This is a genomic window from Parvibaculum sp., from assembly GCF_002684405.1.
GTDB lineage: Bacteria > Pseudomonadota > Alphaproteobacteria > Parvibaculales > Parvibaculaceae > Parvibaculum.
The window spans coordinates 1-22,982 of sequence record NZ_NYVD01000045.1 but is presented as its reverse complement, the minus strand read 5'-3'; the positions used below and the strand labels follow the sequence as shown (position 1 = coordinate 22,982).

Annotated in this window: 17 protein-coding genes; 9 read left to right on the top strand and 8 right to left on the bottom strand. The window is 62.7% G+C overall.

All coding sequences use genetic code 11. The features are described from left to right. Window positions 1-185: 185 nt before the first annotated feature. On the top strand, window positions 186-1,325 hold the full coding sequence (locus CMI59_RS04010) for an ABC transporter ATP-binding protein (RefSeq protein WP_293325081.1): 1,140 nt from the start codon (window positions 186-188) through the stop codon (window positions 1,323-1,325). 47 nt (window positions 1,326-1,372) lie between these two features. On the opposite strand, the gene CMI59_RS04005 is transcribed toward CMI59_RS04010, so the two are convergent. After that, window positions 1,373-2,104, bottom strand: coding sequence for a MerR family transcriptional regulator (locus tag CMI59_RS04005; protein WP_293325078.1), 732 nt, complete (start codon window positions 2,102-2,104; stop codon window positions 1,373-1,375). A 57-nt stretch (window positions 2,105-2,161) separates the two neighbouring features. Beyond that, window positions 2,162-2,821 (bottom strand): TetR/AcrR family transcriptional regulator, encoded by a 660-nt coding sequence (locus CMI59_RS04000; protein WP_293325075.1) that lies wholly within the window; start codon window positions 2,819-2,821, stop codon window positions 2,162-2,164. A 116-nt stretch (window positions 2,822-2,937) separates the two neighbouring features. Between CMI59_RS04000 and CMI59_RS03995 the strand changes: the two genes are divergently transcribed. Together CMI59_RS03995 and CMI59_RS03990 are read left to right on the top strand one after the other, a co-directional pair. Further along, window positions 2,938-4,071 (top strand): HlyD family secretion protein, encoded by a 1,134-nt coding sequence (locus CMI59_RS03995; protein ID WP_293325072.1) that lies wholly within the window; start codon window positions 2,938-2,940, stop codon window positions 4,069-4,071. A 22-nt stretch (window positions 4,072-4,093) separates the two neighbouring features. Next, the gene (locus CMI59_RS03990; protein WP_293325069.1) at window positions 4,094-5,698 is read left to right on the top strand and encodes a DHA2 family efflux MFS transporter permease subunit; all 1,605 of its coding nucleotides are present in this window, start codon (window positions 4,094-4,096) and stop codon (window positions 5,696-5,698) included. Window positions 5,699-5,819: 121 nt separating this feature from the next. Here the strand turns inward: CMI59_RS03990 and CMI59_RS03985 are convergent, their stop codons facing one another. Further along, window positions 5,820-6,992, bottom strand: a complete 1,173-nt coding sequence (locus tag CMI59_RS03985) for an acetyl-CoA C-acetyltransferase (protein WP_293325066.1) — start codon at window positions 6,990-6,992, stop codon at window positions 5,820-5,822. A 325-nt stretch (window positions 6,993-7,317) separates the two neighbouring features. Between CMI59_RS03985 and CMI59_RS03980 the strand changes: the two genes are divergently transcribed. Both CMI59_RS03980 and CMI59_RS03975 read left to right on the top strand, forming a co-directional pair. Next, a complete protein-coding gene (locus CMI59_RS03980; RefSeq protein WP_293325063.1) occupies window positions 7,318-8,586 on the top strand; it encodes a cytochrome P450 in 1,269 nt (422 codons plus the stop codon). Between the two features lie 71 nt (window positions 8,587-8,657). Further along, entirely contained in the window at window positions 8,658-9,980 is a 1,323-nt protein-coding gene (locus CMI59_RS03975) for an MFS transporter (protein WP_293325061.1), read from the top strand. A 4-nt stretch (window positions 9,981-9,984) separates the two neighbouring features. On the opposite strand, the gene CMI59_RS03970 is transcribed toward CMI59_RS03975, so the two are convergent. From CMI59_RS03970 to CMI59_RS03950, 5 genes are all read right to left on the bottom strand, one after another. Beyond that, window positions 9,985-11,469 carry a bifunctional 3-(3-hydroxy-phenyl)propionate/3-hydroxycinnamic acid hydroxylase gene (locus CMI59_RS03970; protein WP_293325059.1) on the bottom strand — a complete coding sequence of 495 codons (1,485 nt, stop codon included), beginning with the start codon at window positions 11,467-11,469 and terminating at the stop codon, window positions 9,985-9,987. A 17-nt stretch (window positions 11,470-11,486) separates the two neighbouring features. Beyond that, window positions 11,487-12,365, bottom strand: coding sequence for a fumarylacetoacetate hydrolase family protein (locus CMI59_RS03965; protein ID WP_293325056.1), 879 nt, complete (start codon window positions 12,363-12,365; stop codon window positions 11,487-11,489). Window positions 12,366-12,384: 19 nt separating this feature from the next. Continuing rightward, window positions 12,385-13,314 (bottom strand): VOC family protein, encoded by a 930-nt coding sequence (locus CMI59_RS03960; protein ID WP_293325053.1) that lies wholly within the window; start codon window positions 13,312-13,314, stop codon window positions 12,385-12,387. 23 nt (window positions 13,315-13,337) lie between these two features. Then, window positions 13,338-14,024: a TetR/AcrR family transcriptional regulator gene (locus CMI59_RS03955; RefSeq protein ID WP_293325050.1), complete on the bottom strand. Its 687-nt coding sequence runs from the start codon at window positions 14,022-14,024 to the stop codon at window positions 13,338-13,340. 150 nt (window positions 14,025-14,174) lie between these two features. Next, window positions 14,175-16,538, bottom strand: a complete 2,364-nt coding sequence (locus tag CMI59_RS03950; RefSeq protein WP_293325047.1) for an efflux RND transporter permease subunit — start codon at window positions 16,536-16,538, stop codon at window positions 14,175-14,177. 612 nt (window positions 16,539-17,150) lie between these two features. Here CMI59_RS03950 and CMI59_RS03945 point away from each other — a divergent pair. The 4 genes from CMI59_RS03945 to CMI59_RS03930 form a co-directional block, all read left to right on the top strand. After that, window positions 17,151-18,209, top strand: a complete 1,059-nt coding sequence (locus CMI59_RS03945; protein WP_293325043.1) for an HlyD family efflux transporter periplasmic adaptor subunit — start codon at window positions 17,151-17,153, stop codon at window positions 18,207-18,209. Window positions 18,210-18,225: 16 nt separating this feature from the next. Further along, complete coding sequence (gene rbbA, locus CMI59_RS03940) at window positions 18,226-20,988, top strand: ribosome-associated ATPase/putative transporter RbbA (protein ID WP_293325040.1); 2,763 nt, start codon at window positions 18,226-18,228, stop codon at window positions 20,986-20,988. Then, window positions 20,988-22,136, top strand: coding sequence for an ABC transporter permease (locus tag CMI59_RS03935; RefSeq protein WP_293325037.1), 1,149 nt, complete (start codon window positions 20,988-20,990; stop codon window positions 22,134-22,136). Before rbbA ends, CMI59_RS03935 begins: the two co-directional genes overlap by 1 nt. Window positions 22,137-22,398: 262 nt before the next feature. Further along, a partial coding sequence (locus CMI59_RS03930) for a cbb3-type cytochrome c oxidase subunit I (RefSeq protein ID WP_293325105.1) occupies window positions 22,399-22,982 on the top strand: 584 nt, incomplete at its 3' end.

Here is a 22,982-nt window from a genome sequence, read left to right as displayed (position 1 = left end):
GGCCCCCGTTATACCGCACTGCCGCATTCCGCTTGCCCGTCCCCCCGCTTCCGGTGCTAGGCTCGATATCGACGATTACCGGGCGGGCGCCGTTATCTCTCAATCGACCTCTCACCCGATCATGATAGAAGCCTGCCCCGCAGGGTCATCGCGAGCCTGCCGGGCACAACATTTCGAGCATGTGCATGTCTGAAGCCGCAACGACACTTTCCTCGCCTGACGACCAGGCGGACCGGCAACCGATCATCGAAATCAATAGCGTGTCCAAGGTCTTCCCCGGCGGGGTGAAGGCGGTGGACGATGCCAACATCACCATCGAGCGGGGCGAATTCTTCGCCCTTCTGGGCCCGTCGGGCTGCGGCAAGACCACGCTTTTGCGCATGCTGGCCGGTTTCGAAACGCCCAGCCATGGCGAGGTTCTCATCGACGGCCAGAACATGGCGGATGTCGCCCCGAACAAGCGCCCGGTGAACATGGTGTTCCAGTCCTATGCGGTTTTCCCGCACATGACCGTCGAGCAGAATGTCGGCTACGGGCTCAAGATGGACGGCCGCCCGTCGGGCGAAATCAGGACCCGCGTCTCCGATGCGCTCGATCTCGTCAAGCTCGGCGGTTACGGCAAGCGCAAGCCCGACGAGCTGTCGGGCGGCCAGCGCCAGCGTGTCGCGCTTGCCCGCGCACTGGTAAAACAGCCTTCCGTGCTGCTGCTCGACGAACCGCTTTCCGCGCTGGACGCCAAGCTGCGCGAAGCCATGCAGCTCGAACTTGTCCGCCTGCAGAAGACCGTCGGCATCACCTTCGTCGTGGTGACGCACGATCAGTCCGAGGCGCTGTCCATGGCCGACCGTATCGCCGTGATGAGCGATGGCCTGGTGCGCCAGATCGCCTCGCCGCAGGAGCTTTACGAAAACCCGCACAACAAATTCGTCGCCGACTTCATCGGCACGATCAACATGCTGGACGCGAAAGTGACGCCGGCCGGCGAAGGCCGCGTGAAGGTCCACGCCGCGCCGCTGGACGAATTCGAAATTGCCGGCGACGTGCAGGGCGACCTCACCATGGCGATCCGGCCCGAAAAGATTTTCGTGGCCGACAAGCCCGAAGAAATCCGCAATCCCGAAGACACCGTCGTCATCAAGGGCAAGGTCGGCGAAGTCGCCTATTACGGCAGCTATTCCAACATCTTCTTCGAGATCGGCGACGGCAAGCGCCTGCTCGCCGATATCGGCAATATCAGCCGCGACATCGAGGAATTCACCTTCTCGCCGGGCGAGGAATACTGGCTCTACTGGCGCAAGGAAGACGTGCTGCTGCTCGACGACTGAGCCTCGGGGCGTGAGCCGGCACGGACTGGGCCGGCTGGATAAGCCACCTAGCGGTCGGGCGAATAGCCCTCGGGCAGTTTGCCCTCGTCGCTGAGACGCTTGATCTCGCGCACGATCTTCTCGATCCGCAGCAGCGGCATGATTTCGTCGAGCAGGCGAATGCCCCGCGCGGCGAGCTGTGCCGCCTCTTCCTGGTCGAGCCTGTCGCCCACACTCTCATAGAAAGTGACGACCGCCCGGCGCGCCAGCACGTCGGTCAGCTCCGCATAGATGCCATAGGTGTCGACTTCATAGCCGACTTCCGGCGTGAACCCTTCCCGGCGGCCTTGCGCAACAAGCTCCACCAGCCGCGCATTGCGGCTGTTGAGCCATTCTTCGCCGTCATATTCGTCCACCTGCAGAAAGCCGACCTCGACGAGGCGGCGCAGTTCCTCCTCGCTGAGGCCCGAACTGTCGCGCACCTCCGTGAAACGCCGCGGCTCCAGATTGCGCGGATCGGCGACCAGCGGCCCAAGCAGGTTTTCCAGCCCGATCAGCTGCTCGATCCCGCGCTGGGGCCGCGCATCCTGTGCGCTGACGATGGTCTTGATGACGCTGAGGGGGAGGAAGCGCTCGGTCTGCAGGCGGCGGATCAGCTTCAGCCGCTCGACATGCCCCTGATCGTAGCGCGCAACATTCCGCTTGGGGCGGTCGGGCTCGTGCAGCAGGCCTTCGCGGATGTAAAAGCGGATCGTCTCCCGGCCGACGCCCGTCTCCTTCTCGAGTTCCTTCATCTTCATCAGATGAGCGCAGTCCTTTTGTGGTCTTTCTCTACGCAATTCGTAGACGGGGGGAATTCACCCCTCCGCGCGGTATCCGTCAAGGAAAAGCCGCACGGCGGCATCCACCGTATAGCCGATGCGCTGCGGAGTTGCCGTGTCGATCACGCTGATCTGGCGCAGCATGTCGAATTCGCCCTTGCACAGCATGATGAACTGCGTCGCGGCCAGCTCGGTGTCGGCAATATCGAGCTCCCCGGCCTCCACCCGCCGCTTCAGATAGCCGGCAAGCTGCGCTTTCATGCGCCGGGGGCCGTTTTCATAAAAGACATGGCCAAGCTCGGGAAACTTGCCCGATTCCGCCGTAATCAGCCGCCGGAGCGCACAGGCCGCCTCGCTCAGGATGAAGTCCACGAAATGGCGGCCGAAGGCGGGCAGGATCTCGGCAGCCGGCCCATCCCCGTTCAGCACCTCGAAGGCGGTCCCGCCCTGGGTATGGCACTGGCGCTCCGTCACGGCAGCGAAAAGCGCTTCCTTGTTGGAAAAATAGACGTAAAGCGTGCCCTTGGAGACGCCCGCCTCGCGCGCGATGAGAGACATGCTGGTGCCCTCATAGCCATTGGCGAGGAAGGCCCGCCGCGCGCCCGCGAGAATCTGGGTGCGCTTGGCCGATTCCACCTCGGCGGCTTGCGCGCCATCGCTCTCCATAACGTCCTCACTGGCGTCCAAATCCGGCATTTTTCCTTCCAAAACGCTATTGACCGAACCGTTCAGTCATTTTCTCTATTGAAAATGACCAATGTCGATGCATATTTCAAGTCCGTTGACCGACCGGTTCGATTTTGAGGTCCCCCATGAGTACGCGCCAGCGCATCTTCGCCGGGCTTGGCGGCCTGTTCGCCCTTGCCGCCATTGTCTACACCATCCTCTGGTTCACCAGCTTCCGCTACTACGAGAGCACCGATAATGCCTATGTGCATGCGGATATCTCGGTGATCTCGCCCAAAGTCTCCGGCTATCTCGCCTCGGTGGACGTGACCGACAACGCCTATGTCCACAAGGGCGATGTGCTGGCCACCATCGAGCCGCGCGATTTCGAAATCGCCAAGGCCGAGGCCGAAGCCCAGCTTGAAACCCAGAAATCGGCCATCGCCACCATTGCCGAACAGGTCGAGGCCGCCAAGGCCGATGCGGAAAGCGCGAAGGCCAATGTCGCCTCCGCCGACGCACAGGCGCTGCGCGCCCGGACCGATTACCGGCGCTACGAAAAGCTCGCCCGGCAGGACTTCGCCAGCCGCCAGAAGCTCGATTCCGCCAACGCCGACATGAAATCCGCCAATGCCGCACTCGCCGCCGCAAAGGCAAAGCTCCACGCCGCCACCACGCAGATTGCCGTGTTGAAGGCACAGAAAGTCCAGCAGGAAGCACGGCTGAAGCAGGTTCAGGCCGATCTCGACCAGGTAAACCGGAACCTCGCCTATACCGTCATCCGCGCGCCGGTGGACGGCGTGATCGGCAACCGCCACATGGATGTCGGCCAGCTCGTGCAGCCCGGCAACCAGCTCGCCTCCCTCGTGGCGCTGCCGCATGTCTATGTCGATGCGAATTTCAAGGAAACCCAGATCGAGAACATGAAGGTCGGACAGACCGCGACCATCGTCGCCGATGCCTGGCCGGATACCGAGATCAAGGGCACCGTCGAAAGCTTCTCGCCCGCCAGCGGTCAGGTCTTCAGCCTGCTGCCCGCCGAGAACGCGACCGGCAATTTCACCAAGATCGTGCAGCGCGTGCCTGTGCGCATCGCACTGCCCGACGCGAACAAGCTTGCCGGATATCTGCGGCCCGGCCTGTCTGTCACCGTCACCGTGGACACGCGGACCGGCGACGGCAGCCAAGCCGCCAGTGCAACCGGCAACGCCCCCGCCAACGCAAATGGCGTTTTCGGCACCGCGCCCGAAAAGCATCGCGCGCTGGCGGAATCCCGCTAGGCGATGCTGAGGGGAACGCGACATGACAAGTCTCGACACAACCGATGACGGCGGCGCCGGCGAGTTTTCCGCCCGGCGCGTGGCAGGCTTCATGTTCATGGTCGTCGGCATGTTCATGGCGATCCTGGACATCCAGATCGTCGCAAGCTCCATCGGCGACATTCAGGCCGGACTTTCCGCCAGCACCGAAGAAATCAGCTGGGTCCAGACTTCCTATCTGATCGCCGAAGTGGTGATGATCCCGATGTCGGGCTGGCTGTCCCGGCTCCTGTCCACGCGCTACATCTTCGTGATCTCCGCGGGCGGCTTCACATTCATGAGCCTGCTCTGCGCCACCGCGACCAATATCGAGACGATGATCGTCTATCGCGCGCTGCAGGGCTTTATCGGCGGCGCCATGATCCCGTCGGTCTTCTCCGCCGCCTATGGCAGTGTCTTCCCGCCGGAAAAGCGCGCCAATGTCTCGGTGATGATCGGCCTTGTCGTGACGCTCGCGCCCACCATCGGCCCGACGCTGGGCGGCTACATCACCGATGCGCTGTCATGGCACTGGCTGTTCCTCATCAATGTCATTCCCGGCATCGTCGTCGCCACGGCGGTATGGTTCCTCGTCGATCTCGACAAGCCCGATTTCTCGCTCCTGAACAAGATCGACCTGGCCGGCATCGGCCTGATGGCGCTCTTTCTCGGCTCGCTCGAATATGTGCTGGAGGAAGGCCCCCGCAACGACTGGCTCAATGACAACACCATCTGGTGGTTCAGCGTCGTCTGCGTCATCTCCGGCGCCTATTTCATCGCCCATGTGCTGACGAGAGACGACCCGATCGTCGACCTCAAGGCCTATCGCAATGCGAATTTCGCGATCGGTTCGCTGCTGAGCCTCTTCCTCGGCGTCGGTCTTTACGGCCTGACCTATCTCTATCCGCTCTTCCTGTCGGAAGTGCGGGGCCTGAGCGCCAGCCAGATCGGTCAGATCATGTTCGTGACCGGCATCTGCCAGTTCTTGTCCGCGCCGCTCGCCGGCATTCTGAGTCAGAAGGTCGATATCCGCGTGCTGATTTCCATCGGCTTCGGCATGCTCGCCATTTCCAACTACCAGATGCTCGGCATCACCTGGGAATGGGGCTTCGACCAGCTCTTCTGGCCGCAGGTCATTCGCGGGATCGGCCTCATGTTCTGCATCGTGCCGGTGAATACGCTGGCGCTCGGCACGCTCTCGCCCGAACAGCTCAAGAATGCGAGCGGCCTCTACAATCTGATGCGCAATCTCGGCGGCGCGCTCGGCCTTGCCGTCATCAACACGGTGCTGATCAACCGCATCGACCTTCACAAGGACCGGCTGCGCGACTTCTTCGTGCATGGACGCGCCGCGACCGATCAGGCGCTGGCCGGGCTTCAGGCCCATATCGGCCAGACGCCGGGCATCGACGCCCCGCTTGCGACCGTGAAAGAGCTCTACGGGCTGATGACGCGCGACGCGACCGTGATGGCCTTCGCCGACTGCTTCTTCGTCCTGACGATCTGCTTTGCCGCCATGCTTCTGACCATGCCGATCCTGAAGAAGCCCGAAATCATCGGTGGCAGTGGCAGCGGCAGCAGCGGCGGCGGGGATGGCGGCGGCCACTGACGCCGCGAGGAATTTTGTTCGCACCTCTCCCCCACCGTGTCCCCTCCACGGCGGCGCGAACAAAAAGGGCGGAGCAGCCCGGCTGCTCCGCCCTTCGACTTTCAGATGACAGCAAACGCGATCAGAGGCGTTCGACGATCGTCACATTGGCAAGCCCGCCGCCTTCGCACATGGTCTGCAGGCCGTAGCGCTTGTTGTTGTTCTTCAGCGCATAGATCAGCGTCGACATGAGCTTGGTGCCCGACCCGCCCAGCGGATGGCCGAGCGCGATGGCACCGCCATTGACGTTGAGACGCTCCGGATCGGCGCCCGTCTTCTGCAGCCAGGCCATCGGCACGGAGGCGAAGGCTTCGTTGACTTCGAAGATGTCGATGTCGTCGATCTTCATGCCCGCGCGCTTCAGCTCCTGCTCGGTGGCCGGGATCGGCGTTTCGAGCATGACGACCGGATCGCCGCCCGTCACATGCATGTGATGGACACGCGCCAGCGGCGTCAGGTTGTGGCGCTTCAGCGCTTCCTCGCTGACGACCAGCACGCCCGAGGCGCCGTCGCAGATCTGCGAGGAGGAGGCAGCGGTCAGCGCGCCGCCCTCGACCAGAAGCTTCACACCCTGAATGCCTTCAAGGCTGGCATCGAAGCGGATGCCTTCATCCACCTTGTGCATTTCCTTGGAGCCGTCTTCCAGCGTCACTTCCACCGGCACGACTTCCTCGTCGAAGGCACCGGCCTGCGTCGCCTTGATGGCCTTCTGGTGGCTCCGGAAGGAGAACTCGTCGAGCTGCTCCTTGGACAGGCCGTATTTCTTCGCGATCATCTCAGCGCCCGCGAACTGCGAGAACTGCACGTTCGGGTATTTCTCGACGATCTTCGGGCTCATGTAATTGCCGAAGCCGTTCTTGGCCGGAAGCGCGGCGGAAAGACCCATCGGCACACGCGTCATGCTTTCGACGCCGCCCGCGAGCACCATGTCCATCGCGCCCGACATCACGGCCTGCGCCGCGAAGTGAAGCGCCTGCTGCGACGACCCGCACTGGCGGTCCACCGAGGTCGCCGGCACATGTTCCGGCAGCTTGGAGGCGAGCACCGCGTTGCGCGCGATGTTGATCGCCTGTTCGCCGACCTGGCCCACACAGCCGAAGATCACGTCTTCCACTTCGCCGCCATCGACACCGGACCGCTCCACGAGCGCATCGATCACCGCGCCGCCGAGATCGGCCGGATGCCAGTCCTTGAGACGACCGCCCTTGCGGCCACCGGCCGTGCGCGCGGCTGCTACGATATATGCTTCAGCCATTTCCTCATCTCCTTCGAGTGCTTGGTGACACCGGCAAAGGCCCGCGCCACACCGCCTGTTTCGTCTGTTTTTACAGGCACTATGCCATTCTTTTCCGCGCCATCTTGTACATGGAATCGCTCTTGTCCAGCCCCGCATGGCTGGCCTATCGTCCTTCCCGGCACTGAAAAACGCGCCGCAGGGAATTGACGCAACGTAACCGCCGCGCCCATCCGGAATACGAACCGAAACAAAAACCCCGGTCCCGATTGCGGCACGCTCCGGTCCCGATTGCGGCACGCTCCGGTCCCGATTGCGGCACGCTGAAGCCGAGGAAACCCCAGCCATGTTCGAAAATGCAGATCGCAAAACGATCGACAATGCCGTTGCCGATCCGAAGACCTATGCCCATCCGGACCGCTATCACGAGCTCTTTACCTGGCTCAGGAAGAACGATCCCGTGCGCTGGGTGGAACCGGAGGGATACCGGCCCTTCTGGGTGGTGTCGAAACACGCCGACATCATGGAAGTGGAACGCCAGAACGACATCTTCCTGAACGATCCGCGCCTGACGCTCCAGACCATCGAGACCGAGCAGGCGGTGCTCGATTATACCGGCGGCGACCATCACATCGTCCGCTCGCTGGTGGATATGGACAATCCCGACCATCGCAACTATCGCGGGCTCACACAGGCATGGTTCATGCCGCCGAACCTTAAAAAGCTCGAAAGCGATATCGGCGATCTCGCCCGCATGTATGTGGATCGGATGGAGGCCCTCGGCGGCGAATGCGACTTCGTGTCGGAAGTCGCGGTCTGGTATCCCTTGCGCGTCATCATGACGGTGCTGGGCGTACCCGCCGAAGACGAAGCCTTCATGCTGAAGCTGACGCAGGAACTTTTCGGTTCCACCGACCCGGACATGAAGCGCGACGAGAACACCGACTTCAACAACACGGTCGCCGACTTCTTCAATTACTTCACCGCCATCACCGAAGACCGCCGCAAGAACCCGCGCGACGATGTGGCGACCGTCATCGCCAATGCGACCATCGACGGCGAAACCATCGGCCATCTGGAAGCGATGTCCTATTACGTCATCGTCGCCACGGCGGGTCACGACACGACAAGCTCCTCCACCGCGGGCGGGCTCCATGCGCTGTTGGAAAACCCCGGCGAACTTGCAAAGCTCCGCGCCAACCCCGAGGAGATGCTGCCCAGGGCCGTGGACGAATTCATCCGCTGGTCGACGCCCGTGAAGCACTTCTTCCGCACGCCGAACGCGGAATACGAACTCCGTGGGCAGAAGATCAAGCCGGGCGAGAACATGATGATGTGCTACTGGTCGGCCAATCGCGACGAGGACGTGTTCGAGGACCCCTTCACCTTCCGCATCGACCGCTCGCCCAACAAGCATGTCGCTTTCGGCTATGGCGCGCATCTCTGCCTCGGCCAGCATCTGGCCAAGATGGAAATTCGTTCGCTCTACAAGGAACTGCTGAGCCGGCTCGACCATATCGAACTGGCCGGCGACCCCGCCTGGGTGCAGGCCTCCTTCGTGAGCGGGCTGAAACGCCTGCCCATCCGCTATTCGATGAAGAAGAAAGCGGCCTGACGGCCATACTTGCCTGAACGCGGGGAGGGCCTATTCTCTCGTCCAATCACGAGAAAGGGCCCTTCCGCGAAATGGCAAAGCAGGACACCACGCTTTCGCAGCAAATCTACGATCTCGCCATCGGCGAGGACGCCGCGCGCCTCTGCCGCGACATTCCCGAAGCCGCCTGCCACGAACAGCCCCGCAATTTCGTCCGTACCACGCTGTCCCAGGCGATGAGCCAGATTTCCGACGGTCTGGTAAACCCCAAGACCGTGCTGCCCTGGCTGCTCGCCGCCATCGGCGCGCCCGCCTTCATGGTGAGCCTGCTCGTGCCGATCCGCGAGGCGCTGGCGCTCTTCCCGCAATTGATCGTCGGCAGCGTGGTGCGCCATTTCGCCGTCCGCAAATGGTTCTGGGTCGGCGGCGCCATTGCGCAAGGGCTGACGGCGCTGGCCATGGCCGCAATCGTGCTCGCCGGTTTCGGCGGCACCGCCACGGGCTGGGGCATCATCGTGCTCCTCACCCTGCTGAGCCTTGCCCGCGGGGTGTCCTCCGTCGCCTCCAAGGACACGCTCGGAAAGACCGTCTCCAAAAATCGCCGCGGCCGCGTTTCCGGCTATGCCACGCTGATCGGCGGCATCGTCACGGCCTGTGTGGGCGCCGCCGTCGCCCTGATACCGGAACTGCGCGAGCGTCAGGACGTCATACTGGCGCTGATCGCAGCGGGCGGCGCGTTCTGGATCGGGGGCGGTCTCGTCTTTGCCGGTGTGGAGGAAGTCCCCGGCGCGACGGAAGGCGGCGTCGGCCTGATGGACAGCCTGAACGAAATGCGCGGCATCCTCTTCACGAACCGCGAGTTCCGCCACTTCCTCACCGCGCGCATATTGCTTTTGAGTTCCGCGCTCGCCGCGCCGATCTATGTCTCCATCGCGCATGAGGCAACGGGAGGCTCACTGGCGAGCCTTGGCCTGCTGATGGCAGCAACCGGCGTTGCCGGTGCGGTCAGCTCCTCCATCTGGGGCTCGCTCGCCGACCGCTCCAGCCGCATGGCCATGGGGCTCGGTTCCGCCATTGCAGGCACCCTTGCCGCCGTCATCGCCATGCTCTGGATCTTCATGCATTCGGCACTGGCGCACCCGCTGGTGCTGGTGGCCGCGCTCTTCATCCTCTCCATCGCCCATGCGGGCATCCGCATCGGCCGCAAGACACAGCTTGTGGACATGGCGACCTCGGAAACCCGCGCGCAATATACCGCGCTGGCCAACACGCTGATGGGGTTCGCACTGCTCGTCTATGGCGCAATACTGGGCGCGATCCTGAGCTTCAGCACGCTGGCGGCGCTGATCTTCCTGTCCGCCTCCGCGCTGGCCGGAACCGCCCTCTCCTTCGCGCTCAGAAACGTACAGGAATGAACGGTCAGGCCGCCGCCTGCATCCCTGCCCGCCCGGTCTTGAGATAGGCCGCCCACGCCGTCAGCAGCGAGGCGGGCTCGCCCGTGCCGAACACATAGCGGTCGGGCCGGACCAGCATGGCCGGCGCATCGCCCATCAGGGCGAAGAAAGGCTCCACGCCCTCTCCCTCATGCTCGTCCAGCGCGACGATTTGCATACCGCCCTTATCGGCCGGTGCATCGGCGCGTTTCGCCACCACGAGGAAAGGCGACATGCCCAAAGCCCGGTCGGGCCGCTCGCCCGCCTTGCCGACCAGTGAGGGCGCCACCGCGCCGCCGCCCTCGATCACGCCGGACGCCATCCCCCGCAGGGTCGGCGTCGCATCGAAACGCTCCGCTTCCGGCTTTTGCATCATGCCCGCATCGCGCGCGGCGGCCTCCGCCTCGTCCTGCGTACAGACGATCCTGCCCATGGAAACCGCCATCTCCGTGATGTCACGCACATGCGGCTCGCGTTCGGGCTGGAAACTGTCGAGCAACGCCTGATCCGCCTCACCCTTGATGACGGCGGCGAGCTTCCAGCCGAGATTTGCCGCATCGCGTGCGCCCGAACACAGCCCCTGCCCCATGAAGGGCGGCATCTGATGCGCGGCATCGCCCGCCAGGATCACATGGCCGTCACGCCAGCGCTCGGCGAAAACGGCGTGGAAGCGATAAACCGCCCGACGCTCCACGCTCAGGCTCTTCGGATCGGCAAAGGGCGCGATCATCGCGTCGATCGCTTCATCCGTCATCACCTCTTCCGGCGTCTCGCCCTCCAGCAGCATGAACTCCCAGCGATGCCGCCCCGGCGCCATCGGCATGGAGGTGACCGGCCGCGCCGGATCGCAATGCTGCAGGCCGATGGTGGAAAGCCGCGTGGTGCCGTTTTTCAGCAGTGTGTCGATGACGAGCCAGGGTTCGTCGAAGCCCATATCGTCGAGCCCGATACCGGCAAGACGCCGGACCGTGCTCTGCCCGCCATCGCACCCGACGAGATAGCGCGCGGCGATCTGCGTTTTGCCGTCCGGCCCTTCGATCTCGGCGGTCACGCCGTCGGGACCGTCCGTATAGCCAACCAGCGACACGCCGAGGCGAACAGAGGCACTGGGTTCGGCGGAAAGCGCCTCGCGCAAGGCGATTTCCAGCGTCGGCTGATGGAACATGGAGGTATAGGGCCAACCCGTATCGGCGAGCGCAGCCCGCGGACGGAAGCCGAGCAGCAGATCGCCCTTTGCATTACGAAATTCATAGGAGGAAAGCGGCTGGCTGTTTCCTGCGACCGCCTCCGCACCGCCTGCGAGGTCCAGAAGGCGCATCGTCTCATGATCGAGATGCGCGGCGCGCGGCATCGGATAGACCTCATCCGTCTTTTCGACAACCGTCACCTTCACGCCCGAGCGTGCGAGATAGACGCCCAGCGCGGCCCCCACGGGCCCGAGGCCTGCAATCAGAACATCCGTCTTTTCCATCTCTTCCCTCCCCCGTTTCATCGTCCGCCGATGAGCGTTTTCCTGTCCTGTGCGACGACCTTGTTCTCGATGGCGCCGAGACCTTCCACCTCGACGCGCACAGCATCGCCTTCCTTGAGGAATTGCGGCGGCTTCATCGCCCCGCCCACGCCCGACGACGTGCCGGTGAAGATCACGTCGCCCACATCGAGCGTGAAGGCGGTGCTCAGTTCGACGATCTGGTCGAAGCAATTGAAGATGAGGTGCTTGGTGTTGGAGTTCTGGCGCAGCTCGCCATTCACCCAGCACTTGATGTCGAGCGCATGCGGATCGGGCACTTCGTCCGCCGTGGTGATCCACGGGCCGATGGGGCCATGCGTGTCGAAGGACTTGCCCATGGTCCAGGCATTTGCGCGCAGCTGCCAGTCGCGCACGCTCACATCGTCGCCCACGAAATAGCCCGCAATCACTTCATGCGCACGCTCCTTCGGCACATCCTTGCAGCGCTTGCCGATCACGAAACACATCTCCGCCTCGTAATCGAGCAGCGAGGAAACCTCGGGCAGTTCGATGGGCGCATAAGGCGCGGCGATGCAGTTGTGCTGCTTGGTGAACCAGATCTGGTGCTTGGGCACTTCCATGCCGGATTCCTTGACATGGTCCATATAGTTGAGCCCGCAGGCGAGCACCTTGCCGGGCCGTAGCACCGGCGCTTCGAGCGTCACATCCGAGAGCGGAATGGTGGCGGCGCCATCGGCGGCCTTGCGCGCGGCATCCATCGCCGCATCCCCGGCTTCCAGAAAACCGATCATCTCCGTCGGCAGGGACGGCGCGGCGGCGGAAAGATCGACGATCGCGTCGCCCTTGACCACGCCGATGCGCGTTTTGCCCTGATGCGTAAAGGTTGCGAGTTTCATGTCTTTTCCCTGTTTCCTCTTATTCGGCCATGGCGGGCGGGGCGTCCGGGCCCCATTGCGCGCCCATCAGCGCATCGATCCCCGCCTTGCCGGGCGGCGTTTCATTGTTGAAGAGATCGCCATCGGTCCAGTGCTCGACCTTGTGGCCCCACGGGTCCCGCCAATAGTCGAAGATCTGGCTCCCAAGGATGTGCCGTCCGACGCCCCAGACATGGGCTGCGCCCGCCTGTTCCAGATGGCTGTGACCGGCCATCAGGTCGTCGAAATTCGCGACCTGCCAGGCGGCATGGTTGAAGCCCGGCTTGCCCGTGCCGACGAGAAAGAGCGTGTGGTGATCGACATAGCGCTCGCCGCCATCGCAGCGCAGGAAGGCGCCAAGCGGCGCGTCGGGCGCAAGTTCGATCTCGTCCGAGGTGACGAAGCCGAGCCGGGCCTTGTACCAGGCCTCGCTCGCGCGGAAATCGGTGACGTCGAGCACGGCATGACCGAGACGCATGACATGCGACGGCCCCGCCGCGATGCGCTTCGTCGCGCCAAGCCGCGGGTACCGGTCGTCGGCATTGAAGGAAAGCGGTTCCGGCAGAGGCAGCGGATCGGCAGGCGTCTGCCCCGCCACCACATCGATAGGGAAACCGTCCAGATCAGTCAGCCGCACGCGGGCACCGCCGCCCGGCGCATCGGATGCTTCCACGGCGAGCCCCTCGGCTTCGGCGAGTTTCTTGAGGTCGCCTTCGTTCGCCGCATAAAAGCCGAGCCCGACGAAGCCGGCCTCGCCCTTATGCGTCACATGGCAGAAGGGTGCCGGACCGTTCGCCCGCATGTAAAGCGTGTCCTCGCTGCGGCCGGCCACATGCAGGCCGAAATCCTTGAGGAACGCCTCCATCCGGTCGAGATCGGGCGCGGAAAAACGGACATAGGCAATGTCCGTCGCCTTGATAATGCTGCTCATGGTCTCCTCCTTATCCGGCCCGCTCACGACGCCTTACGAAAAACGGAAAGACGGGAAACGTCGAAAGGGCGCGTCAAAACATTGTCGATCTCGGCCGGTGACAGACCGAACCCCTGAAGCAGCATGACCGCCATGTTCCGGGCATAGCCCTCGCCGCGTGCGACCTCCTCCGGCGCGCCGCCATGGATGAGCGCCGCCAGGCCAGCGGTCGCCACACCGAGCACGAAATGAAGAACAGTCTCCCGGTCAGCCGCCGCGATACGGCCTTTGGCAAGGCCATCGTCGATATCGCCGAGCAGATGCTGGTTCAGCCCGCGATGCATATCGATGCCGCCGTCATAGATGCGGGCCAGCATCTGCGCCTTCACAGGATCGAGCACGGTCATGGCCCAATAGAGCCTGACGCCGCGCGATATCCGCTCCGCCGGATCCTCAATCCCCTGATTGAGCTCCTCGACCGCACCGTTGATTTCGGCGCGGATGGTGCGGGCGACCTCGCGGGCGATCTCCAATCGGTCGGTGAAGTAATTGTAGAAGGTGCCTTTGGCGACGCCCGCCGTCTCGACGATCTCGTCGATGGTGGTGGCGTCCACGCCCTGCCGGGCGAAAAGACGCATCGCCGCCTCGACCAGAATCTGCCGCATGCGCTCACGCCGGCGCGAAACCACCGGCCCGTCCATCGCGGATTTTACAAGACGCTCTCCAGCCACAAGGCTCCTCCCGAAACTCGATATGACTATATAGTCATAAGATGACTAATTAGTCAAATTTAGGAGTCGGCGACACCGGAACGGGCAAAAGAAAAGGGCGGCACCCGTTTCCGGGGCCGCCCTTATTCAGCGTTTATGTAAAGCGCGGGGTCAGTGACCGCGCTTGATGGCACTGGCCTCTTCCGGCGAAAGCGGCTCGCGCTTCAGCGGGAAGAAATACTCCACCACCGCGACCAGGGCGGGCAGCAGGGTCACCGCACCGACCATGTTCACGATGAACATGAAGGTGAGCAGCAGGCCCATATCCGCCTGGAACTTGAGCGCGGAGAAGATCCAGGTGGACACACCGATCGCCAGCGTACCGCCGGTGAACATGGTGGCCGAACCCACATCGTTCAGCGCCTGCAGATAGGCTTCGTAAGGCGTCAGCCCCATGCGCAGATAGCGCTGGATACGGTTGTATTCGTAAATACCGTAGTCCACGCCGATACCCACCGCGATGGCCAGCACCGGCAGCGTGGAGATCTTGAGGCCGATACCGAAGGCCGTCAGGAACCAGTCGCCGATGATGGTCGAGAGGATCAGCGGCAGCACGCAAACCAGCGAGCCGCGCCATTCCCGATAGGTGAGGATCACGAGCGACATCACCACCAGATACACATAGAGCAGCATCGGAAGTTCCGAACTCGCCACTTCATGGTTGGTCGCCGCCACGATCGGCACGTTACCCGTACCGATGAGCAGGTCCATATCGTCGCGGGCATTCTCGGGATTGGCCTTCCACTTCTCGACCGCGCCGACGACCGTGTTCACGGTCTTCGCCTTCGTATCGGTCAGGAAGATCTGGATGGCCGCCGTCGTACAGTCGGCATTCACCAGACCCGTAGAACTGCCCACACTGGACGTCGCCTGGGCAAGCGCGGCGGGGTTCCGCGGCAGCGCCTGCCATTTCTGGTTGCCTTCCTGCCACAGCGCATTGATCTGCTTGCCGACGATGGGCAGAGACACCACCGACTGCACGCCCGGGACATTGCGCATGTACCAGGAGAACCGCTCCAGATAGTGCATCTTGGAGTAGTCGATACAGATCACCTGGTTCTTCGTTTCGGCAATCACACCGAGCACGTTGAGGCCAAGCGAGAAATGTTCGGCGATGTAGCGGCTATCGCGGTTATAGCGGCTGTCCGGCCAAAGCTCGCCGGCACCGGCATGCACGTCGCCGATCTGCTTGTCGCGGGACTCGTAAAGACCGACCATGCCGATCACGAAGCAGATGGTCACGAAGACCATCGCCACGCGCGGCCGGGCAAGACTGGCAAGATACGGCCAGAGATGGGCACGCGTCGCCATCGCCTTGCGGACCTTCTCGCCATATTCCGGACCGGGCGCGATGTAGGACACGAGCAGCGGCAGCATGATCAGGTTGGAAATGATCTTGAAGCCGATACCGATGGAGGCCGTCACCGACAGCTCTTTGATCATGCCGATCGGAATGATGTAGAGCGTCGCGAAACCGGCCAGCGTCGTCAGCAGCGCCACGGAGCCCGGACGCAGCAGGAAGGAGAAGGTCGCGCGCGCGGCCTGTTCCTTGTCGAGGCCGGCGGCCATTTCCGCGCCCACCATGTTCACCTGCTGCACGCCATGGCTAACGCCGATGGCGAAGACCAGGAACGGCACCAGCACCGCGAGCGGGTCGAGGCCGTAACCGAGAATATGCAGCAAGCCGAACTGCCAGATCACCGAACACAGCGAGGCGCCCACCGTCACCACCGTCAGCGGCAGCGAGCGGCAATAGAGCCAGAGCATGAAACAGGTGAGCAGGAAGGCGACGATGAAGAAGTACACCACCGATTTCGCGCCATCCGCGATATCGCCGGTGAGCTTCGCGAAGCCGACGATTTTCACATCGGTGTTCGCATCGACATATTTGTCGCGAATGTCTTTTTCGAGCTTGGCCGCCACGTCGAAATAGTTGAGCGGCTTCTGCGTCTCGGGGTTCACATCGAGAAGCTCGGCCCGGATCATCGCCGACTTGAAGTCGGAGGAGACCAGACGGCCCGGCAGGTTCGCCCGCAGCACGTTCTTCATCACGCGCTGGATGCTCGCCTCGTCCGGCTTGAAGTTTGCCGGAATGACGTCGCCGGCTTCCAGGCCCTGCTCCGTCACCGCGATATAGCGCGTGTTCGGCGTCCAAAGAGAGGTCACCGTATGACGAGCAACGCCGGGGATGTAGAACACATCGTCGGTGGCGTCCTTCAGCTTACCCAGAAACTCCGGGGTGAAGATGTCACCCTTCTTGTTTTCCAGGACGACGAGGATGCGGTTACCGCCGCCGAAGCCTTCGGAATATTTGAAGAAATTCTCGATATACGGATTATCGATCGGAAGCATCTTCGTGAAGCCTGCATCCATCCGCAGGTTCAGGGCGAAGTAGCCCATCACCACCGTCATGATACCGAGCGCGATCAGAATGACCGTACGCAGGGCAAACACGATGTTTTCAATACGCTGCAAAATAACCTCCCCTTGGGACGAGCATCCTTTTGCAAGAGGATGCCTCGAAGGTCACATCAAACCGCTGGAGCGTTCGCTCTTCTTTTTGTTCTTTAGGTACGTGCCCTGAAAGGCGCGTACCCGATTGCCCGACATCCGTTCCCACTTGATCGTCACTGCGCCCGTAACCATCTGTTTTTTTATGACGCAGTCGAGGCAGACAGCCTCGGGACCGGCAAACGTCCTTCCATCGCCCAGTTGACGCTGGAGGTGAAGGATCGCCTTTCGGGGGGTCTCGTTTGCAAGAGGGCCCCCAACCGGGCGGCTCTCCATATCACGACACGTCTGATTGGCACAGTCCCATTGTCAATCAAAATTGCTGGCAAATTGTATTGATGCCGGATCTTCCTCTTCAGACTGCGCAATTCTATAGGCGACGGGGGCGTTACACTTCATTACGCTTAGTTAATGCGGTGTCGTACTCCGTAGTTGATTCAAACAATGTCCGTTCGGGACACGCCGACCCGTCTTCCTCGCCGAATTTGATCCAGGTCTCTGTGCCGCGCCGACAAAGCTGGTAATGGCTGCTACTTCTATGTGAGTCCGTTCAACTCAATACATCCGCGAGGCCCCATGTCCGAGCTGCCGATCTATCAGGATCCTCGTTACAGAAAATACCTGGCCGCCCTGATTGCGGTCCTCGTCGCATCGGCTGCGGGGTATTACTGGTATGCCAGCCTGCAGGACGGCCTTCCCGACGGGATCGCCATGTCGAACGGGCGGATCGAGGCCGAGCAGGTCAATGTGGCCACGAAATATGCCGGACGCGTAGACGACATCTATGTGCGGGAAGGCGATTTCGTGGAGGCCGGCCAGAAGGTCGCGTCCATGGACGCCGTCCAGACCAGGGCCCAGGTGGCCGCGGCCAAAGCCGAAGTCAGCCGCGCCGAACATGCCAAGGCGCAGGCCGTGGCGGCCATCGCCCAGCGCAAGGCGGAACTCGATCTCGCCAAGGCCGAATATCAGCGCGCAGTCACCCTGAACCGGAAAGGACATCTTTCCACCGAGACGCTCGACCAGCGCCGGGCGAGGCTCCGCTCCGCCGAGGCCGCGCTCACCACCTCCCAGGCCGCGGAAGCGGAAGCCGCCTCCGCCATCGAAGCCGCCAGGGCCCGGTTCGACCAGCTGCAAAACATGCTGGATGACATGGACCTCGTCGCGCCGCGCGCGGGCCGCGTCCAGTACCGTGTCGCCGAACCCGGCGAAGTCCTTGCCGCGGGCGGCACCGTCGTCACGCTGCTCGATGTCTCCGACGTCTATATGACGATCTTCCTGCCCGCCCGCGAGGCAGGCCGCCTCTCGCTTGGCGGCGAGGCCCGGCTGATCCTCGATCCGGCCGCCGATTACGTCATCCCCGCCAAGGTGACCTTCGTCTCCAGCGAGGCGCAATTCACGCCGAAATCGGTGGAGACGCAGGAAGAGCGCGACAATCTGATGTTCCGGGTCAAACTCAGCATCGACCCCGACCTGCTCGCCCGCTTCGAAAAGCGCGTGAAGACCGGCGTGCGCGGCGTCGGCTATGTGAAGCTCGATCCCGCGACCGCCTGGCCCGACCGGCTGAAGGTCGCGCTTCCCGAAAGCACGCCCGCGCAAAGCGTCCCGGCGGGCGGCGCCGGATCGGATCAGGGCTGATAAGGGGAACGGCACCATGAAGGATGTCGTCCCGACCGTCGCCCCGAACGTCGCACGGATTCAGTCCCTCACCCATCGATACGGGGATAATGCCGCGCTGGAGGATGTGTCTCTCAACATTCCCGCCGGCTGCATGGCCGGGCTCATCGGGCCGGACGGCGTCGGCAAATCGACGCTGCTGGCCATTCTGGCGGGCGTCCGACAGATCCAGTCGGGAAAGGTGAGCGTGCTGGACGGCGATATGCGCAACCGCGCCCATCGCAGCCGCTGCCACATCCGCATCGCCTATATGCCGCAAGGCCTCGGCAAGAACCTCTACCCGACGCTGAGCGTGGAAGAAAACCTCGATTTCTTCGGGCGGCTGTTCGGCCTGTCCGCCGAGGCAAGACGCGAGCGCATCGACGAGCTTCTCACCGCGACCGGGCTTGCGCCGTTTCCAGACCGCGCGGTCGGGGCGCTTTCGGGCGGTATGAAGCAGAAGCTCGGGCTGTGCTGCGCGCTCATTCACGATCCCGATCTTCTCATTCTCGACGAACCGACGACCGGCGTGGACCCGCTTTCGCGCCGCCAGTTCTGGGATCTGATCGACCGCATCCGCGCCCGGCGGCGGCAGATGAGCGTGCTCGTCGCCACCGCCTATATGGAAGAAGCCGACCGGTTCGACTGGCTGGCCGCAATGGATGACGGACACATTCTCGCGACCGGCACACCGGAGGACGTCCGCCGGGCCGGCGGGCACGAGACACTCGAGGCAGCCTTTATCGCACTGTTGCCCGAAGAAAAGCGCCGGCACCACCATACGGTAACCGTCCCTCCCCGGCATTCCGACGGCGGCACGGCAGCCATCGAAGCGAAGGGACTCACGCGTCGTTTTGGCGATTTCGTCGCGGTGGACGATGTAAGCTTCCGCATCGAGCCCGGCGAGATCTTCGGCTTCCTCGGCTCCAATGGCTGCGGCAAGACCACCACCATGAAAATGCTGACGGGCCTGCTTCCGGTCAGCGAAGGCGAGGCCAAGCTCTTCGGCAATCCGCTCGATGCGCGCGACATGGCGACGAGACGGCGCGTCGGCTACATGTCGCAATCCTTTTCGCTCTATAGCGAACTCACCGTACGCCAGAACCTCGAGCTGCACGCCGAGCTGTTCCACATTCCGCTCGAAAAACGCGAAGCCCGTGTGGCCGAGATGCTGCAGAGCTTCGACCTCGCCCATGTCGAACACAGCCGCCCCGAAGCGCTGCCCCTCGGCATCCGCCAGCGCCTGCAGCTGGCGGTCGCCGTGATCCACAATCCCGAAATCCTCATTCTCGACGAACCCACTTCGGGGGTGGACCCGATCGCGCGCGACCAGTTCTGGCAATATCTGATCGACCTCTCCCGCCGCGACGGCGTGACGATCTTCCTCTCCACCCATTTCATGAACGAGGCCGAACGCTGCGACCGCGTCTCGCTGATGCATGCGGGCCGCGTGCTCGCGGTCGGCGATCCTCATGCGCTTGCCGCCCAGCGCGGCGAAGAAACGCTGGAAGAGGCCTTTGTGGACTGGCTGCGCGAAGCCGCCCAACTACCGGAATTCGAAAACGCCCTGACCTCCGATGCGCCTGATGACCTGCCCGTGGAAACCTCTGCGGCCACGACCCCCCGCACAGGCCGGCGGCATTTCAGCCCGAGGCGGCTCTGGGCCTATACGCGCCGCGAGGCGATTGAGCTGCTACGCGACCCGGTCAGGCTTTCCTTCGCCCTGATGGGACCGCTCATCCTGCTCATCACGCTCGGCTATGGCATTTCCTTCGATGTGGAGGACATTCCCTACGCCGCCTACGATCAGGACCACAGCCTGGAAAGCCGCACCCTGCTGGAAGGCTTCGAGGGATCGCGCTACTTCAAGCAAATGCCGGCCATCACCGGCCCGGCCGAACGCTACCGGCGGCTGAAAAGCAACGACATCACGCTCGCCATCGAAATCCCCTCCGATTTCGGCCGCGACCTGATCGGCGGTCGCCAGCCGGAAGTCGCCCTGCTGGTGAACGGCTCCAACCCCTTCCGGGCGGAAACGGCGATCGGCTATGCGGAAGCCATCATTGCGCAATATGCCCAGCGGCTGCGCCCACCCGGCGCGGTGGCGACGGCAACGCCTTACACCATCGAAACCCGCTTCCTCTACAATCAGGCGTTCAAGAGCGTCTATTCGATCGTGCCCGGCGGCTACATGCTGTTGATGATCCTGATCCCGGCGATCATGACGGCCGTGGGTGTGGTGCGCGAAAAAGAACTGGGCTCCATCGCCAATTTCCGCGCGACACCCGTGACACGGCTTGAATTCCTGCTCGGCAAACAACTGCCTTATGTCGCGCTGGCCTTTGCGAGCTTTCTCACGCTGCTCCTCATGGGCCGTTTTCTCTTTCATGTGCCGGTCTCCGGTTCGCTGACGGCGCTCCTCACCGGCGGGCTTCTCTATGTGTCCGCGGCAACTGCCTTCGGCCTGGTCGTCTCTTCCTTCGTGCAGAGCCAGATCGCCGCGCTATTCGCCACCGCCATTATCGCGGTAACGCCTGCCATCAACTTTTCCGGCATGCTGACACCGGTTTCGAGCCTCGAAGGGGCCTCCCGATATATCGGCAAACTCTTTCCCTCTTCCTGGTTCCAGCAGATCAGCACCGGCAGCGTCACCAAGGGGCTCGGCTTCGCCGATCTCTGGCAGAACCATGTCGCACTGGCGGCTTTCGTCGTCGGATTTCTGTTTCTGGCGCGTCTCGCCCTACGCAAGCAGGAGAAGTGATGGCCCGCGCTCACAAAGTCCCGCTGAAACGACGCCTGCTCAACATCTTCCGTCTGGGCGTCAAGGAGCTGCGCTCGCTGCGCGCCGACCCGGTGCTCGTCTTCCTCATCGTCTATGCCTTTTCATGGGGCATCTATGAGGTGGCGAGCGGCGTCAAATTCGAGGTCGCCAACGCCTCCGTCGCCGTAATCGACGAGGATCACTCCACCCTGTCGCGCCGAATTGCTTCCGCGCTGCTGCCGCCCTACTTCCAGCAATCCGTGGAAATCAATACCGCCCAGTCCCGCAACGCACTGGAAACGGGCAAATATATTTTCATTCTGGATATTCCGCCCAATTTCGAGCGCGACCTGCTGGCGGGCCGTCAGCCCGAATTGCAGGTCAATGTCGATGCGACCGCCATGTCCATGGCAGGCAATGGCGCAGCCTATATCCAGTCCATCGTGCAGCAGGAAGTGCAGCGCTTCCTCTATTCGACCGACGAGATACCGAAGGCACAGGCTGATGTGATCGTCCGGGCGCTCTTCAATCCCAATCTCGATTCGGTGCCTTTCACCTCGGTGATGGAAGTCATCAACAACATCACGATGCTGTCGGTGATCCTCGCAGGCGCCGCCCTCATCCGCGAACGCGAACACGGCACGCTGGAACATCTCCTCGTCATGCCCGTCTCGTCGATGGAGATCATGGTCTCCAAACTCTGGGCGAACGGCATGGTCATCGTGTTGGCGGCAACGCTCTCGCTCGTCATCATGGTGCACGGCGTTCTGGGTGTGGAGACATCCGGCTCTCTCCTGCTTTTTATCTCCGGTGCGATTCTCTACCAGTTCTCCGTCACGGCGCTCGGCATCCTGCTCGCGACCTTCACCACCTCCATGGCGCAGTATGGCCTGCTTGTGATGCCTATTCTCATTCTCATGCAGCTGCTGTCGGGCTCATCCACGCCGCTTGAGAGCATGCCTGTCTGGTTGCAGGACGCGATGCAGGCATCGCCATCGACGCATTTCGTCGCTTTCTCTCAGGCGATTCTCTATCGAGGCGCCGATCTGTCGATCGTCTGGCCGCAAATGACAGCCATGGCCGCCATCGGCGCGATCTTTTTGATCGTGTCGCTCGCCCGCTTCCGGCGCGCGATTCTCACAGCCTGACGCACCTTTCGAGACACACAAGGACTACGTATTACTCCGAATGCGACATTTCGCAGCGCGGCAAGCTGGTCTGTTCTTGCCTTTCCCACAATCATGTTATGGACTTGTACAGCTGGCGATGCGGGGCGTAGGCAACACCACTCATCCGCCAGAGGGGAATTCAGCACATTCATCCGGGGTCACCCGGATTTTGAGGCACAGCTTAAAAGGAGATCGTCACATGGCGGTTTCGAGTGAACCGAGGGACCACATCCCCGGCACCATGACAGCCGCGTCCTACGCGGTTATCGGGGCGCTGATCGTGGGGGCGCTTTGGAGCGTCGTCACGGCGGCAAAGGCAACAGACTGGCAGATGGCAACCCATGCATGGGTTTTCGCCTTCGCCTTCATCGCTGGCATCTTTCTGATCGGCCAGCGCCATTTCAACGCGCTTGAGAACGGTTCGCCCGACGAGGCGCGTCGCTACAATGACGGCGTCGTCAAGGCAGGCGTCATCGCGACGCTGTTCTGGGGTATCGCAGGCTTCCTGGTAGGTGTCGTCATCGCCTTCCAGCTCGCCTTTCCGGTCCTGAACTTCGACATCTCCTTCATCAATTTCGGGCGCCTGCGTCCGCTGCACACTTCAGCGGTGATCTTCGCCTTCGGCGGTAACGCGCTGATCGCGACTTCCTTCTATGCCGTGCAGCGCACCTGCCGCACGCGCCTGGCGGGCGACATCGCACCCTGGTTCGTGTTCTGGGGCTATCAGCTCTTCATCGTGATCGCCGCCACCGGCTATCTGATGGGCGTCACCCAGAGCCGCGAATATGCCGAACCGGAATGGTATGCCGATATCTGGCTCACCAT

Bases quoted from the DNA above. Each gene is read 5' to 3' on its own strand.
- CMI59_RS03935 (WP_293325037.1), top strand. From the start codon at position 20,988: ATGGCCCGCGCTCACAAAGTCCCGCTGAAACGACGCCTGCTCAACATC.
- CMI59_RS03975 (WP_293325061.1), top strand. From the start codon at position 8,658: ATGGCAAAGCAGGACACCACGCTTTCGCAGCAAATCTACGATCTCGCC.
- CMI59_RS03965 (WP_293325056.1), bottom strand. From the start codon at position 12,365: ATGAAACTCGCAACCTTTACGCATCAGGGCAAAACGCGCATCGGCGTG.
- CMI59_RS03995 (WP_293325072.1), top strand. From the start codon at position 2,938: ATGAGTACGCGCCAGCGCATCTTCGCCGGGCTTGGCGGCCTGTTCGCC.
- CMI59_RS03985 (WP_293325066.1), bottom strand. From the start codon at position 6,992: ATGGCTGAAGCATATATCGTAGCAGCCGCGCGCACGGCCGGTGGCCGC.
- CMI59_RS04010 (WP_293325081.1), top strand. From the start codon at position 186: ATGTCTGAAGCCGCAACGACACTTTCCTCGCCTGACGACCAGGCGGAC.
- CMI59_RS04005 (WP_293325078.1), bottom strand. From the start codon at position 2,104: ATGAAGATGAAGGAACTCGAGAAGGAGACGGGCGTCGGCCGGGAGACG.
- CMI59_RS04000 (WP_293325075.1), bottom strand. From the start codon at position 2,821: ATGCCGGATTTGGACGCCAGTGAGGACGTTATGGAGAGCGATGGCGCG.
- rbbA (WP_293325040.1), top strand. From the start codon at position 18,226: ATGAAGGATGTCGTCCCGACCGTCGCCCCGAACGTCGCACGGATTCAG.
- CMI59_RS03980 (WP_293325063.1), top strand. From the start codon at position 7,318: ATGTTCGAAAATGCAGATCGCAAAACGATCGACAATGCCGTTGCCGAT.
- CMI59_RS03960 (WP_293325053.1), bottom strand. From the start codon at position 13,314: ATGAGCAGCATTATCAAGGCGACGGACATTGCCTATGTCCGTTTTTCC.
- CMI59_RS03990 (WP_293325069.1), top strand. From the start codon at position 4,094: ATGACAAGTCTCGACACAACCGATGACGGCGGCGCCGGCGAGTTTTCC.
- CMI59_RS03945 (WP_293325043.1), top strand. From the start codon at position 17,151: ATGTCCGAGCTGCCGATCTATCAGGATCCTCGTTACAGAAAATACCTG.
- CMI59_RS03970 (WP_293325059.1), bottom strand. From the start codon at position 11,469: ATGGAAAAGACGGATGTTCTGATTGCAGGCCTCGGGCCCGTGGGGGCC.